The sequence below is a fragment of the Pseudomonas saudiphocaensis genome, from assembly GCF_000756775.1.
Classification (GTDB): domain Bacteria; phylum Pseudomonadota; class Gammaproteobacteria; order Pseudomonadales; family Pseudomonadaceae; genus Stutzerimonas; species Stutzerimonas saudiphocaensis.
In genome coordinates, this window is sequence record NZ_CCSF01000001.1 from 2873437 (window position 1) to 2888049 (window position 14613).

Here is a 14613-nt window from a genome sequence, read left to right on the forward strand (position 1 = left end):
CTTCCATTGATTAGCGATACAGATCGGCGCGCGACCAGGGCAGCTCATGGGAGCCGTCTTCGTGGGGCTTGCTCGCCAGAATCTGGTGCAGATTGATCCAGTTGTTACGGAAGCCATAGGCGCAGCCCGCCAGATACACACGCCAGATGCGCAACGCGCGTTCCGGGACCAGTTCCCGAGCCTTGTCCAGATTGGCCTCAAGGCGCTGGCTCCAGAAATCCAGCGTGCGCGCATAGTGCAGGCGCAGGCTCTCCACATCGACGATCTCCAGCCCCGACTCGCTTATGCACGCACCGATCTGCACCAGATGCGGCAGCTCACCGTGGGGGAATACATAGCGGTCGATGAACTCGCCGGCGCCATGGCCTACTGGCCGGCCGTCGATATGCCGGGAGGTGATGCCATGGTTCATCACCAGCCCGCCTGGACGCACCACGGCCGACAGTTGCTGGCAATACAGCGGTAGATTGGCGTGGCCGACGTGCTCGAACATGCCGACGCTGACCACTTTGTCGAACTGGCCATCCCGAGGCAGGTCGCGGTAATCCATCAGCTCCAGCTGCACCTGCCCCGTCAGGCCTTCGGCCGCAACGCGCTCGCGGCCAAGCTTGAGCTGCTCGCGGCTTAGCGTGATGCCGAACACCTCCACACCGAACTCCCGGGCCGCAAAACGCGCCAGCCCACCCCAGCCGCAGCCGACGTCCAGCAATCGCTCGCCTGGCTTGAGCCGCAGCTTGCGGCACAGGTGACGCAGCTTGGCCTGCTGCGCTTGGTCCAGATCCTCGTTGCCCGTCTCGTAATAGGCGCAGGAATAGACCATGTCGCGGTCCAGCCACAGCTGATAGAAATCGTTGGAAAGGTCGTAATGATAGGAAATGGCCTCGGCGTCCGTGCTCTTGTCATGGGCCTCGCGCTGTGGCGCTGCACCCTTGTCCCGCCCCAGCGCGCGGCTCAGCTCATCACCGATACGGATCACCTCAGCCAGTGGCCCATGAAGATCCAACCGCCCTTCGACATAGGCAGAACCCAGCAGATCGAGGCTGGGGTGGGCAAGGTCGGCCACCATCTGCGGATCGTTGATCGCCAACGTCACCGTGGGCGACGGGCCGAGATCGACCGCCTTGCCGTCCCAAAGCTGCAGACGCAAGGGCAGTGATAACTCACGCAACGCGGGTAACAGGGATGCCAGCATGCCTGATCTCCTTTTTTTGGTACCAAACAAACCCTAGACCAACATTCCAAGACCATAGACCCAAGGCACGATATTTTCTTTCTATGGGACTGATAGAGAAGTGCGAGGTGGCCGGGACAATAGCGGTCCGCGTCGAGAGCGACGTGTAGGACTTAGGAGCCGCGCGGAAGGTGCCCTAAGGAGTTGCTGAGGTTCCTAGCAGGCCGCGCTTGATCAGAAGCAACGCAATGGCCAATTGCCTTGGTTTCATCGTGCGGGCGGGCTACTCTCTGGTCAGGTCACGGAGTGAAAAACCAAACGGAAGCGAATTGGCGGAAGGCAGTGAGAGTCGAACTCACCCAGGAGCGGCTGCCGCCCCCAACCGGGTTTGAAGCCCGGCCGCAGCACCGGCTGCGATTGCCTTCCATATAGATTTTGCGGATGACTCCAGCAAGAAAGGGCTCGGGTATGGGATGTGTTGCAGGCCCGAGCGGCGCATAGGCTAGCACGTCCGGCGGGTGTTCTGGATGCCGTTAGGCCCGAAGGGCAAGCAGGGAGAGAAATATGAAGGCTGATTGGAGCGATGCTCCGGAGTACATCAGGACGTACCGCCGGAAACGGAGTGCAGTTACTTGGGTGATCCCCGGAATCATCGGTACGGTCATCGTGCTAGGGGCGCTACAGGTCGCAGGCTCAGCATTCCTCAAAAGCACCACGCAGAGCATTGTTGAAAAACGCACCCAGCCCAAGCCAGCCCCCATTACCGAAATCACGCGAGCGGAGCCAGCAGCGACCAAGGATTGGGACAGGGTAGTAGAGGAAGTAGCCGCGAGAGGTGCAACGCCTCAGCCGCAAACACCCCAGCCCCAAGCTGCTACGACAGACGCACCACCCAAGCAAACAGTATTCAACGACAAGAACTACGTTCCCCAGGGGGCGACCAATATCGTTCCGGCGACTCGGGTAATCCCGGAGCCGGCCGTAGCGATCCCAACCCGGCAAAAAGAAATTGTAGTTGTAGGCAAAGAGCGACGGATCAGCGACTTTTGCCCAGGCGGGGAAGGGAGCATTGCGCGCAGAAACTGTAAATCGAGCGTTAATTTAAATTTGCGAAACTGAGTTTTATTGAAGACTTAATGAATCGCTCGCGAATCAATTTAGGCTTGAGTCATAGGGATTAGAGCTATAAATCAAAACGCCCTGATAAATCAGGGCTTTTCAATATGCAGTAATGCTTGAAGCTTTATAGGCCTTCCGACTTCTCAATACGGTCTTTCAACTCGTGGGCAGCAGCCTACCTTAGCTCGGCTTCAACGGCCAGCGCGCTATCCGCCCTGATCTTCCGTTCATTGCCAAAGCGGCGGGTGAGGCCGATGCGGTCGAAGTGTTCCAGCAGCTGGATACTGCGCTTGCGGCCAAGACCGATGCGGTCGCGGAAGGTGGTGGCGCGGATCATGCCGGCTTCGCGTTCGATTTCTATCAACAGGCTGGCCAACTCGCGGGTGGTGGCTTCGGTATAGAAAAGGTCTTTCACCACCTGTTGCAGCGCGCCGAGGCGGGCCAGTTTGCGTAGCAGATGGCGTAGCTGGTCTTCGCCGATGCTCAGCTCCTTGGCCATATCGCGCACCCAGGGCGGGTTGTAGCCGCCGGTTTCGAGCAGCGGCCAGAGCCGGGCCTTTAGCCCTTCTTCCTCATCGCTCAGGCGCACTCGATGTTCGGGCAGGTGTAGCCATGGGCCGCTGGCGTGCACGGTGCCTTCGGCCAGCGCCTGTTCCAGCAGCGCGATAAATACCGGGCGTTCCAGCTCGGGCAGGGCGTAGCGGCGCAGGCGGTCGCGGTCGGGGCCGAGTTCGTCGGGTTGTTCCTCGTGGAAGCGTTGCAGCGCGGGTATCAGGCTCTGGGCCAGATGCTCCCAGTAGGGGCGCTCGAACAGCCGCGTGCCCTGGCGAGTGCTGATCTCCACGGCGCTTTCCGGCAGTTGCCAAGTCAGTCGGGGGCGGTTGAACTGGCGCTCCAGGTGCGTCGGTTCCACGCCATTGACGGCGCTGGGCAATAGCTGCGGAAGCACCTCTTCCAGCGTTTCGCCCGCCAGCGCACGCAGTTGCGCAAGCCGCGCCTGGCGGTGGCGGTTGCGTGGCGGAGCGAAGGGATCGAGCACGCGACCGCCGCCCAGGGTGCGTTGCGCGGATTGGTCGCGCAGCACCACGCGGTCGCCGTGAACGGCATGCAGCGGGGCGTTGAGTTGCAGCTGGGCATGCACCTGGCCGCCGGGCGCGACGAATTCGCCTTCCAGCAGGGCGATGCGCCCAGTGACGTCCTGTGCGCCGAGGTGAATATGTACGGGCGTCCAATGCTTGAGGGCGCGGGCCTCGCTGGCGAGCAGGGTGAATTCGATATCGATGCGGCGCGTAGCGCCTTGCAGGGCCGGCGACAGCAGCCAGTCACCGCGGTTGATCTGCTCCACGGCCAGGCGCTCGCCGGCGAGGTTGAGCGCGACCCGCTGGCCGGCATGTGCCTCGTTGGCCTCGCGATTCTGCGCGTGCAGGCCGCGTACGCGCACGCGACGGCCGAGGGGCGACAGCGTGAGTTCGTCGCCCACCTGTACGCGCCCGGCGAAGGCGGTGCCGGTAACCACCACGCCGGCGCCGGTGACGCTAAAGGCACGGTCGATGGCCAGGCGGAAATAGCCGCTGTCGCTGCGAGCATCGATGTGTGCGGCCTGATCGAGCAGGGCCTGGCGCAGCGCTTCGATGCCCAGCCCTTCGATGGCCGATACCGGGAAGATCGTCGAACCCGCCAGTGGCCCGGGCTGCAACAGTGCCTCGATCTGCTGGCGTACCTCTTCGACGCGGGCCGGCTCGACGCGGTCGATCTTGGTCAGCGCCACCAGCGCCCGGCGAATACCCAGCAGTTCGACGATGGCCAGGTGTTCGCGGGTTTGCGGCATTACGCCGTCATCGGCGGCGACCACCAGCAGCATGCAGTCGATACCGCTGGCGCCAGCCAGCATGTTGTGGACGAAGCGCTCGTGACCCGGCACGTCGATAAAGCCGGTCAGGCTGCCGTCGCCGAGGTCCGCATAGGCGTAGCCGAGGTCGATGGTGATGCCGCGTTCGCGCTCTTCGCGGCGGCGGTCGCCCTGCTGGCCGGTGAGGGCCTTGAGCAGGGCGGTCTTGCCGTGGTCGATGTGGCCGGCGGTGCCGACGATCATGGTGCCTGCTCCTGTTGAAGAGCCTGTTGCAGTTGGGGTAGCTGGGCGAGAAAACCCGCTTCGTCGTCGAGCTGGCGCAGGTCCAGCCAGAGCGCGTCTTCGGCAATGCGGCCAAGCACTGGGATTGGCAGGCCGCGCAGGGCTTCTTCCAGCCTGCGCAGGCTACGCCCGCGCAGGCGCTTGGGTTGTTGCGGGCGAATGCACAGGGCAGCACTGGGCAGCCGCGCGACGGGTTGGGCGCCGCTGCCGATCATGCCCAGGGCGTCGCTGACGCACACCTGCCAGCTCTCATCGAGCACCGCCGCCAGCGCCGGGGCGACGCGCTTGGCCTGCAGGCGGATATCCTGCTGCGGACGGCTGAGCAGGCGCAGGCTGGTCAGGCGCTCGGCCAGGCGGTCGGGGTCGCGATAGAGGTTGAGTACAGCTTCCAGCGCGGCCAGGGTGAGCTTGTCCACGCGCAGGGCGCGCTTGAGCGGGTTCTTCTTGATCTTCGCGATCAGGTCCTTGTGGCCGACGATCAGCCCAGACTGGGGGCCGCCGAGCAGCTTGTCGCCGCTGAAGGTGACGATATCGGCGCCGTCGCGCAGCGCTTCCTGTACGGTGGGCTCCTTGGGCAGGCCCCAGCGCGAGAGGTCCACCAGGCTGCCGCTGCCGAGATCTTCGAGTAACGGCAGGCCGTGCTCATGGGCAATGGCCGCCAGCTCCGCGGTGGCGACGCTCTTGGTAAAGCCCTGCACGCTGTAGTTGCTGGTGTGTACACGCATCAGCAGGCCCGAGCGCGGGTTGATCGCCGCTTCGTAGTCTTTGGCGTGGGTGCGGTTGGTGGTGCCCACTTCATGCAGCTTCACGCCGGCGCGGGCCATGATGTCGGGGATGCGGAAGGCACCGCCGATCTCGATCAGCTCGCCGCGGGAGATGATGCCTTCCTTGCGTGCGCCGAGGCTGTTGAGCGCCAGCAGCACGGCGGCGGCGTTGTTGTTGACCACGGTGACGGCTTCGGCGCCGGTGAGTTCGCGGATCAGCCCTTCGATAAGGTCGTCGCGGTCGCCGCGTTTGCCGGTGGCCAGGTCGAATTCCAGGTTCAGCGGATAGCGCGCGGCGAGGGTGATGGCGTCGATGGCTTCGTCCGGCAGCAGTGCGCGGCCAAGATTGGTGTGCAGCACCGTGCCGGTGAGGTTGAAGACACGGCGCACGCGGCTTCGATGCTGGTTGGCCAGGCGTTCGCCGGCACGGCCGGCCAGCACCTCTTCGCTCAACTCGGGCGCGCTGAGCTGGCCGAGGCGGGCGGGTTCACGCAGTTCATCGAGCAGTTCGCGCAGGGTACCGAGCACGGCTTCACGGCCATAGCGATCCAGCAACGGCCCGCAGGCGGGGCTGCGCAGCAGGCGGTCGATGGAAGGCAGACGGAGGGAAGAGCGCCGAACCTCGGCAGCTTGACTGGTCATGCAGGACTCCCGTGCAGGTTTAGACCGGGCAGTTTCCCGGAGCGAAGCGGGTTGCCGCAAGGGGAACGCTCCTGGAACACATTTACGCGATCTCGAAGAAAGTTATTGAAGCTGGCGCCTAAGGCAGTGCGTTGGCCGGGCCATGTGGGAACGGCCATGGCCGTGAGTTCCGTGGCACCGCAGGTTGTTCGCGGGCATGGCCCGCTCTACAACATGTTTTGGTGTTCCGCGTGTCCGGCGAAGTGATCCGATTCGCTTGGTGTGCCGAAGTTCGGCTGTTGCTGCGCGATGTTCGGAGCACACAGGTGGATAAGCTTCGCGTTATCCACCCTACGAACCGTGGTTGAAGCCGGTTGCCGAGGCGGTGCGGTCGGCCAGGCCATATGGAACGGGCCAGGCCGGTGAAGTCTTCCGCGGCTCTGCAGGTCCATTCGCGGCATGCCCGCTCCCACTTTGGTTCGGCGTAGGGTGGAAAACCGCGAAGCGTTCTCGACGCGTTGTGGCCGATCTCCGAAAAACGGTGGATAAGCTTCGCGTTATCCACCCTACATTTGTTTCAGCCGCCCGGTGCCAGCAGCAGGTTGGGCGCCTGGCGGTGGTAGCCTTCCTGATCCATGCGCAGGTCCAGCGCGAGGCTGGCGAGATCGGCGGAAAGACCTTCGGCGTCCGGGTCGGACTCCAAGTAGAGCAGCTTGAAGTAGCTGTTGCAGCCCGGGCAGCACTCGGCGCGGATCGGCGCCTTGTCCGGGGCGTGGCGGTCGCTCTCCAGGCTGGCGTAGTGCAGGTCCTTGCTGGAGTCGCAATGCACGCACTTGACCCGCACAAAATGCCATTCGCAGGCGCACAGCGAACAGACCAGGTAGCGCAGACCTTGCTGCTTGCCGCGATGGCGAATCACCCCGGTCATGGCCGGCGAGCCGCAGCACGGGCAATGGGCGCCGCTGCCGATGTCGCTCACGCTGCCTTCCGGCAGGGCCAGCAGAGCCTGGCTCCAGGCGGCCTGCAGGGCGGCGCCGAGAAACGGCACCACGGCGGCGTCGAGTGCCGAGTAGTCGCCGTCCAGCAGGCTCACGGCCCAGCCGCGGCGCTGCTCGACATCGGCCTGGCGCAGGCTCTCCAGCGCCTTGCGAACGGCTTCGTTGGGCGCCTCGACCCGGTCCAGCAGCGCATCGAGGAAGGGCTGCCAGCCGTCCTCTCGTACCAGACTGTCGATGGCCAGTGGCGGCATCTTGTGAGTGCTGGCCTGGGCCAGGCGCTCCGGCGTCGGCAGCAGCGAGGCCGGCGGTTGGTCCAGCAGCTGCTGCTGCACCTTGCACAGGTCTGCCATCAGGCGCAGGTAGTCGCCCATGGGATGTTTGTCTGCCAGTGCTTCCAGGCGCTCGGCGCGCAGGGCGAACAGGCGAGCGGGAGGCAGATCGCTGTAGGGCGGGGTGATGGCCGAAGCGCTGATCTGCTCCGGCTCCATAAGTCTGTCAGCCATGTATTGGCCTCCTGAATGAAAGAGCGCGACCAGAACCTGCTCAAGAGCTGCTGTGCCTCGGCCTACGGTGTTAAAAGCAGGCTCGCCATGCTCATTTGCTACAGCAAACTCCGCTGGCTCGCCTGCTTTTGCCTTGTAGGACTCTAGCTCGCTAGCGCCTGAAGGTTCTTAGTCGCGCTCGAATTGTGGCTGCAATAGGCTCAATCAGTCCTGCTTGCGGTCGGTGACCTCACGGTACCAGAGCTCGTGGTGCTTGCGCGCCCAACGGTGGCTAACCTTGCCGGATACCATGGCGCCGAAGGAGCCCTTGATCCAGATCGCCGCGTAGACGTGGACGATGATTGCCGTCACCAGCACGAAGGCGGCGAAGGCGTGCGCTAGAGCAGCCAGGCGGATGACGTCGATACCGAACAGGTGGCTGAAGTACTCACGCCAGATGACGATACCGGACACCATCAGCACCAACATGCTCGCCAGCAGCGCCCAGAACAGCAGCTTCTGACCGGGGTTGTACTTGCCGATGGGCGGTACGCCGTCTTCCTGATTGCGCATCACCTTGCCGATATTCTTCAGCCACAGCCGATCGTTACCGGAGAAGTAGTTGGCGCTCCAGAAGCGGAATACCAGGCCAAGGAACAACACGAACATCGCCACGCCCAGGAACGGGTGCAGGATGCGCGTCCAAGGGCCGCCGCCGAACAGGTTGCTCAGCCAGAACAGCGCCGGATGGAACAGCGCCAGGCCGGACAGACCCGCCAGGATGAACAGGATCGCCACGGCCCAATGGTTGCTGCGCTCGTTGGCGTTGTAACGCTGGATTTCATCTTTCTTCATGTCGATGGTCCTCGACCGGCCCCGCGCGAACGGGGCCGGTATGCCTCAGGGCTGCTTGGGATCGAAGGTTTTCACCGCCGGATCCTGTTGATGAACCACCGGCTTGGCCGGCTGCTCGTCCTCTTCTTCGACGCGTTGCGGGCCAACCCGCATGTAGTGGAAGAAGCCGCCCAGTACCGCCGCACCCATGGCCAGCAGGGCCAGGGGTTTGGTGATGCCTTTCCACAGGCTGACCATCGGGCTGATGGCCGGCTGGTCAGGCAGGCCCGAGTACAGCGAAGGCTTGTCGGCGTGGTGCAGCACGTACATTACGTGGGTGCCGCCGACACCATCGGGGTCGTAGAGACCGGCGTTCTCATAGCCGCGCGACTTCAGGTCCTCGATGCGTTCCTCGGCGTGGCGCTGCATGTCGTCCTTGCTGCCGAACACGATGGCGCTGGTCGGGCAAGTCTTCACGCAGGCCGGCTCCATGCCCACCGCTACGCGGTCGCTGCACAGGGTGCACTTGTAGGCCTTCTTGTCCTTCTCGGAGATGCGCGGCACGTTGAACGGGCAACCGGTGACGCAATAGCCGCAGCCGATGCACTTGTCCTGGTTGAAGTCGACGATGCCGTTGGCGTACTTCACGATGGCGCCAGGGCTCGGGCATGCCGTGAGGCAGCCCGGCTCGGCGCAATGCATGCAGCCGTCCTTGCGGATCAGCCATTCCAGATCACCGTCGGCCTTTTCGTGCTCGGTGAAGCGCATCACCGTCCAGCTTTCGGCGGTCAGGTCGATCGGGTTGTCGTAGGTGCCGTGGTTGCTGCCAACCTCGTCACGCAGCTCGTTCCATTCCGAGCAGGCGACTTGGCAGGCCTTGCAGCCGATGCACTTGGACACGTCGATCAGCTTGGCCACCTCCTCGACCTGACGGATCGAGGGGGCGGGCGTGGTGGTTGCGGAGCGCGCAATGATGTCTTGAGTAGCCATTACACCTTCTCCACGTTGACCAGGAACGACTTCGACTCAGGCGTTTGGGTGTTGCCGTCGCCGATGAAGGGCACCATGGTGTTGGCGATGTACCCGGGCTTGGTCACGCCGGTGAAGCCCCAGTGCAGCGGAATGCCGATCTGGTGCACCACCTGCCCGTTGACCTGCAACGGCCGGATGCGCTTGGTGACGACCGCCACCGCTTCCAGGAAGCCGCGCTTGGAGCTGACCCGCACACGGTCGCCGGCGACGATGCCTTTTTCCTTGGCCAGCACTTCACCGATCTCGACGAACTGCTCGGGCTGAGCGATGGCGTTCAGCTTGCAGTGCTTGGTCCAGAAGTGGAAATGCTCGGTCAGGCGGTAGGTGGTACCGGCATAGGGGAACTCTTCGGCGGTGCCGAGTGTTTCCCACACCGAATCGAACACACGGGCGGCCGGGCTGCTGACCACCTTGCGGCTTTTCGGGTGCAGCGGGTTGACGCCGATGGGCGTTTCGAACGGCTCGTAATGCTCGGGGAAGGGGCCTTCGGCCATCTTGTCCACCGCAAAGAAGCGCGCCACACCTTCGGGGTTCATGATGAACGGGTTCATCCCCGCTTCTGGGTCGAGGCTGGCGTTGTAGTCCGGCACGTCGGTACCGATCCAGCCCTTGGACTCGGCATTCCACCAGACCAGCTTCTTGCGTTCCGACCAGGGCTTGCCCTGGGGGTCGGCGGAGGCGCGGTTGTAGAGAATGCGGCGGTTCGCCGGCCAGGAAAAGGCCCAGTTCTGGTGCTGCTTCATGTGGTACGGGTCGCTATTGTCGCGCCGCGCCATCATGTTGCCCTGCTCGGTCCAGGAACCGCAGAAGATCCAGCAGCCCGAAGCGGTACTGCCGTCATCCTTCAGCTGGCTGAAGGCCGCCAGCTGCTGGCCGGGGCGAGCCACCAGGTTGCCGTTGGCATCGGTGACTTCGCTGACCGCGTAACCGTTGAACTCCTTGGCCAACTCCTCGGCCGAGGGCTCGTGGGCCACCTTGTAGGGCCAGTGCAGGTTGAGGATCGGGTCGGGGAAGACGCCGCCTTCGGTGCGATACAGCTCGCGCAGACGGGTATGCAGGCCGGACATGATCCAGATGTCGGGGCGCGACTCTCCGGGGCCGTCGGCAGCCTTCCAGTGCCACTGCAGCCAGCGGGTACTGTTGACCAGCGAACCGTCTTCCTCGGCGAAGCAGGTGGTCGGCAGGCTGAACACCTCGGTCTGGATGCTCGCGGTGTCGACGTCGTTGTAAACGCCGGCGTTACGCCAGAACTCGGAGGTTTCGGTCTGCAGCGGGTCCATCACCACCAGCCACTTGAGTCGGGCCAGCGCCTTGACCACGCGATTCTTGTCCGGCAGTGCCGCCAGCGGGTTGAAGCCCTGGCAGAAATAGCCGGTCACTTCATCGCGCGACATCATGTCGAACATGCGCAGCACGTCGTAACCGGCACCGCCGTATTCCAGCTTGGGCAGGTAGTCGAAGCACCAGTTGTTCTCGGCCTGTGCTGCCGGGCCATACCACGCCTTCATCAGGCTGACGTGGAACTTGCCGTAGTTCTGCCAGTAGGACATCTGCCCCGGACGCAGCGGCTTGGGTGCGCGCTTGGCGATATAGGTGTCGTAGTCCTGCTCGGCATCCAGCCCCAGGGTCAGGTAGCCCGGCAGCAGGTTGGAGAGCAGGCCGAGGTCGGTCAGACCCTGGATGTTGGAGTGGCCACGCAGTGCGTTGACGCCACCACCCGGCATGCCGACGTTGCCCAGCAGCAGCTGGACCATGGCCGCGGTGCGGATGATCTGTGCGCCGATCGAGTGCTGGGTCCAGCCCAGGGCGTAGAGGATCGTCATGGTCTTGCCCGGAGTCGAGCAGGTGGCGATCTCTTCCCAGATCTTCAGCATGCGATCAACCGGGGTACCGCAGATCTGGCTGGCCAGCTCCGGCGTATAGCGGCTGTAGTGCTGCTTCATCAGCTGGAACACGCAGCGCGGATGCTGCAGGGTGGGGTCGACCTTGGCGTAGCCGTCCTCGTCCAGCTCGTAGGTCCAGCCGGATTTGTCGCTGTAGGTACGCTTCTCGGCGTCGTAGCCGCTGAACAGGCCATCCTCGAAGCTGTAGCCTTCGCTGACGATAAACGACACGTCGGTGTAGTTGCGCACGTACTCGTGCTGGATCTTGTCGTTCTCGATCAGGTAGTTGATCAAACCACCGAGGAACGCGATATCGGTGCCGGTACGAATGGGCGCGTAATAGTCGGCCACCGAGGCAGTACGGGTGAAGCGTGGATCGACCACGATCAGCCGGGCCTTGTTCTCGGACTTGGCTTCGGTCACCCAGCGGAAACCGCAGGGGTGTGCTTCAGCAGCGTTGCCACCCATTACCAGGACCAGGTCGGCGTTGCCGATATCCGTCCAGGTGTTGGTCATGGCGCCACGGCCGTACGTCGGGGCAAGACTTGCCACCGTCGGGCCGTGTCAGACACGTGCTTGGTTGTCGAATCCTACGATGCCGAGGTTGCGGACCACCTTGTGGGTCAGGTAGCCGGTTTCATTGGACGCGGCCGAGGCAGCGAGGAAGCCCACGGAGGTCCAGCGGTTGACCGTCTGGCCCAGGGCGTTCTGCTGCACGAAATTGGCGTCGCGGTCCTCTTTCATCAGGCGGGCGATGCGATCCAGCGCCTCGTCCCAGGAAATGCGGGTCCACTCGCTGGCGCCGGGCTTGCGCACCATCGGATGCTGCAGGCGGTTGGGGCTCTTGATGAAGTCCAGCAGGCCGGCGCCCTTGGGGCACAGGCTGCCGCGGTTGACCGGATGATCCGAGTCGCCCTCGACGTGGATGATCTGCTGATCGACGTTCTTGCCGCCGGTTCCGCGGCTATAAAGGATCAGCCCGCAACCTACCGAGCAATAGGGGCAGGTGTTGCGGGTTTCTTTGGTGTTGGTCAGTTTGAAATGCCGTATCGACTCGGCATAGGAGGTCTCGGGCGCCATACCCAAGGCCGCCATGCTGGTCGCTCCAAGGCCCACTCCGCAGACCTTGAAGAACTGGCGACGGTTCATGTCCATCGTTTCTTCCTATTATCAGGCTAAGACGAACAGGCCGTTAAAAAGCTAGGCGAGGACAATGCGGCGTCGGGGAATCACAGCCAAGAGCTGTTCGGGCAGCGAGTCAAACAGCTATAGATGCGCAGTCAGTATGCTGATGCGCTTGAAGCTGCTTTGAACGCCGTCTTGCCAACGCGGTAGTTTTTTAGCGGCCTGCAAGCGCTTTTGGCGCTTCGCTTGATGGACATTGTATACGGGCTGGGCTGAGAAAGGATTAATCCTTCCGGTTAGGTTGTTACTCATTACGAAAAAGCCCGGAACTAAAGTCCGGGCTATTTTGCACAAAGCGGCAGGAATCAGGCGTTCTGGCGGATACCGGCCACCAGCCAAGGCTGGTTCTCGCCTTGCAGACGCTCCATGCGCCAGCTTTCGCTAAAGACTTCGCCCTGGTCGAAGCGCGAGGTCTTCGACACACCGCTGAAAGTCAGGGTGGCGGTGGTCTTCTCGGCGTTATCGTCAACGCCGTCGAGCTGGATCTGCAGGTCGTCGATGTAGGTCGCCTGGTAGGCATCACCGATCTCGGCACGCTCGCGCTTGAGGAATTCAAGCAGTTGCGGGGTGACGAACTCGGCGATCTTGTCCATCTCGTTGGCATCCCAGTGCTGCTGCAGCGACATGAAGTGCTCGCGTGCCGCGCCAACAAAGCTCTGCTCGTTGAACCAGGCGGGTGCATTGATTACCGGCGCGGCGGCCACTGGCGCGGCGCTGCCACCGAAGATCGACGGCTGCTGCGGCATTTCACGCTGCATCGGCGCAGGTCCATGACCCGCCATGGCCGGCTGCTGCTGACGTCGGCGTGCGGCCAGGAGGCGGAAAACGACGAAGGCGATCAGGCCGAAGATCAGGATATCCATGAACTGGATGCCCTCGAAGCCATCGCCCATGAACATCGAAGCCAGCAGACCACCAGCGGCCAGGCCGGCCAGCGGGCCGAGCCAGCGGGAAGCGCCGCTGGCGGCGGCAGGCTGCTGACGACCGGCTTGCTGCTGGGCGGCATCGTTACGTTGCTGAGGTGCTGCCTGGCGAGTCTGGTGGCTGGGCGCCGAGCCGAAACTCTTGCCGCCGCCGAATCGCTTGGCATGGGCGTCGAGCGCGAAAGTCAGGCTGAGGCACAGCGCCATGAAGAGGCTAAGCGCAGATTTCATTAAGTGTTCCCATGTGGGTGAAGGTACGCGCGTCATGTTGCACAGGGGTGCGACACAACGCCAGTGGTAAATGTTTCAGGCTTTTGCTTATCGAAACGGCAGTAGTCCCCTGATCAGCGCCAGTTGTAGAGCTCCTTCTCGGAGATCTCGTGCATCGGCTCGACCTGGGCCTGGAACGCCTTCATCGAGGCCCAGATGCGGCCGTTGAGTTCGCTCTGCTCGGCCAGTTGGCCCAGTACCTGCTCGGACTGCTCACGCATGGCAGCCAGCACTTCGTCGGGGAAGCGCTTGAGTTCCACACCCTGCTGCTTGAGCTGATCCAGTGCCAGGGCGTTGTTCCAGGTGTAGTCGTCGAGCATGTCGCGGCTGGCAGCGCGGGTCGCCTCGGTGAGGATCGCCTGCAGGTCTTCCGGCAGGGTGTCGAACGCCTTCTGGTTGACCAGCAGCTCCAGCACCGCCTGGGGTTCCTGCCAGCCGGGATAGTAGTAATAGCGCGCCGCCTTGTGCAGGCCGAAAGCCAGGTCGTTGTAAGGGCTGACCCAGTCGGTGGCATCAATCGCGCCGGTCTGCAGCGCGGTGAAGACTTCTCCGCCGGGCAGGTTGACGCTGGTGGCACCGAGCCGGCTTAGCACTTCGCCACCCAGGCCCGGCATGCGGATCTTCAGGCCCTTGAGGTCCTCCAGGCTGTTGATTTCCTTGTTGTACCAGCCGCCCATCTGCATGCCGCTGTTGCCCACTACCATGGGTTTGACGCCGTGCGGTGCGTAGGCTTCCTCCCAGAACTTCTGCCCCTCGCCCTTGCTCAGCCAGGCGTTCATTTCGATGGCGGACAGGCCGAAGGGCACCGAGGTGAAGAACTGCGCGGTGGGCACCTTGCCCTTCCAGTAATAGGCGGCGCCATGACCCAGCTCGGCGGTGCCGCGCGAAACCGAATCGAAGACTTCCAGGGCCGGTACCAGTTCGCCGGCGGCATAGACCTTGATGGTCAGCCTACCGCCGCTCATGGTGGTGACGCGCTCGGCCAGGCGTTCGGCGGAGGTGCCAAGGCCCGGGTAGTTCTTCGGCCAGGCGGTGACCATTTTCCAGTTGTAGGTCTTGGCCGGTTCGCTGGCTGCCTGCTGGCTGGTGGTCTCGGGTTTGTCGTCATTGCAGCCGGCAAGGCCGAGGGAGGCGAGCAGCGCGGTGGCAGCGAGCAGATAGCGGCGTTTCATGGGGTTCTGGGTTTCCTGGACGTTTGTT

At 63.3% G+C, this 14613-nt stretch carries 9 protein-coding genes and 1 tRNA gene; all 10 read right to left on the minus strand.

Translation table 11 applies throughout. The features are described from left to right. Positions 1 to 10: 10 nt before the first annotated feature. Positions 11 to 1192 carry a C17 cyclopropane fatty acid synthase CfaB gene (cfaB, locus tag BN1079_RS13325; RefSeq protein WP_037025167.1) on the minus strand — a complete coding sequence of 394 codons (1182 nt, stop codon included), beginning with the start codon at positions 1190 to 1192 and terminating at the stop codon, positions 11 to 13. A gap of 309 nt (positions 1193 to 1501) precedes the next feature. After that, positions 1502 to 1597 (minus strand) — tRNA-Sec (locus BN1079_RS13330). 868 nt (positions 1598 to 2465) lie between these two features. Then, positions 2466 to 4382: a selenocysteine-specific translation elongation factor gene (gene selB / locus BN1079_RS13340; RefSeq protein ID WP_037025171.1), complete on the minus strand. Its 1917-nt coding sequence runs from the start codon at positions 4380 to 4382 to the stop codon at positions 2466 to 2468. Next, positions 4379 to 5827, minus strand: coding sequence for an L-seryl-tRNA(Sec) selenium transferase (gene selA / locus BN1079_RS13345; protein ID WP_037025173.1), 1449 nt, complete (start codon positions 5825 to 5827; stop codon positions 4379 to 4381). Before selA ends, selB begins: the two co-directional genes overlap by 4 nt. A 556-nt stretch (positions 5828 to 6383) precedes the next feature. Continuing rightward, positions 6384 to 7307, minus strand: a complete 924-nt coding sequence (gene fdhE, locus BN1079_RS13350; protein WP_037025176.1) for a formate dehydrogenase accessory protein FdhE — start codon at positions 7305 to 7307, stop codon at positions 6384 to 6386. A gap of 204 nt (positions 7308 to 7511) precedes the next feature. Next, complete coding sequence (locus BN1079_RS13355) at positions 7512 to 8141, minus strand: formate dehydrogenase subunit gamma (RefSeq protein ID WP_037025179.1); 630 nt, start codon at positions 8139 to 8141, stop codon at positions 7512 to 7514. Positions 8142 to 8186: 45 nt separating this feature from the next. Further along, complete coding sequence (fdxH, locus tag BN1079_RS13360) at positions 8187 to 9110, minus strand: formate dehydrogenase subunit beta (protein ID WP_037025181.1); 924 nt, start codon at positions 9108 to 9110, stop codon at positions 8187 to 8189. Then, positions 9110 to 12190: a formate dehydrogenase-N subunit alpha gene (gene fdnG / locus BN1079_RS13365; RefSeq protein ID WP_139053061.1), complete on the minus strand. Its 3081-nt coding sequence runs from the start codon at positions 12188 to 12190 to the stop codon at positions 9110 to 9112. The genes fdxH and fdnG overlap by 1 nt, the downstream gene beginning before the upstream one ends. Positions 12191 to 12525: 335 nt before the next feature. Next, complete coding sequence (locus BN1079_RS13375) at positions 12526 to 13374, minus strand: Tim44 domain-containing protein (protein ID WP_037025187.1); 849 nt, start codon at positions 13372 to 13374, stop codon at positions 12526 to 12528. 113 nt (positions 13375 to 13487) lie between these two features. After that, a complete protein-coding gene (locus BN1079_RS13380) occupies positions 13488 to 14585 on the minus strand; it encodes a TRAP transporter substrate-binding protein (protein WP_037025190.1) in 1098 nt (365 codons plus the stop codon). Positions 14586 to 14613 lie beyond the last annotated feature (28 nt).

Bases quoted from the DNA above. Each gene is read 5' to 3' on its own strand.
- selB (WP_037025171.1), bottom strand. From the start codon at position 4,382: ATGATCGTCGGCACCGCCGGCCACATCGACCACGGCAAGACCGCCCTG.
- fdhE (WP_037025176.1), bottom strand. From the start codon at position 7,307: ATGGCTGACAGACTTATGGAGCCGGAGCAGATCAGCGCTTCGGCCATC.
- BN1079_RS13355 (WP_037025179.1), bottom strand. From the start codon at position 8,141: ATGAAGAAAGATGAAATCCAGCGTTACAACGCCAACGAGCGCAGCAAC.
- BN1079_RS13375 (WP_037025187.1), bottom strand. From the start codon at position 13,374: ATGAAATCTGCGCTTAGCCTCTTCATGGCGCTGTGCCTCAGCCTGACT.
- fdxH (WP_037025181.1), bottom strand. From the start codon at position 9,110: ATGGCTACTCAAGACATCATTGCGCGCTCCGCAACCACCACGCCCGCC.
- selA (WP_037025173.1), bottom strand. From the start codon at position 5,827: ATGACCAGTCAAGCTGCCGAGGTTCGGCGCTCTTCCCTCCGTCTGCCT.
- BN1079_RS13380 (WP_037025190.1), bottom strand. From the start codon at position 14,585: ATGAAACGCCGCTATCTGCTCGCTGCCACCGCGCTGCTCGCCTCCCTC.
- cfaB (WP_037025167.1), bottom strand. From the start codon at position 1,192: ATGCTGGCATCCCTGTTACCCGCGTTGCGTGAGTTATCACTGCCCTTG.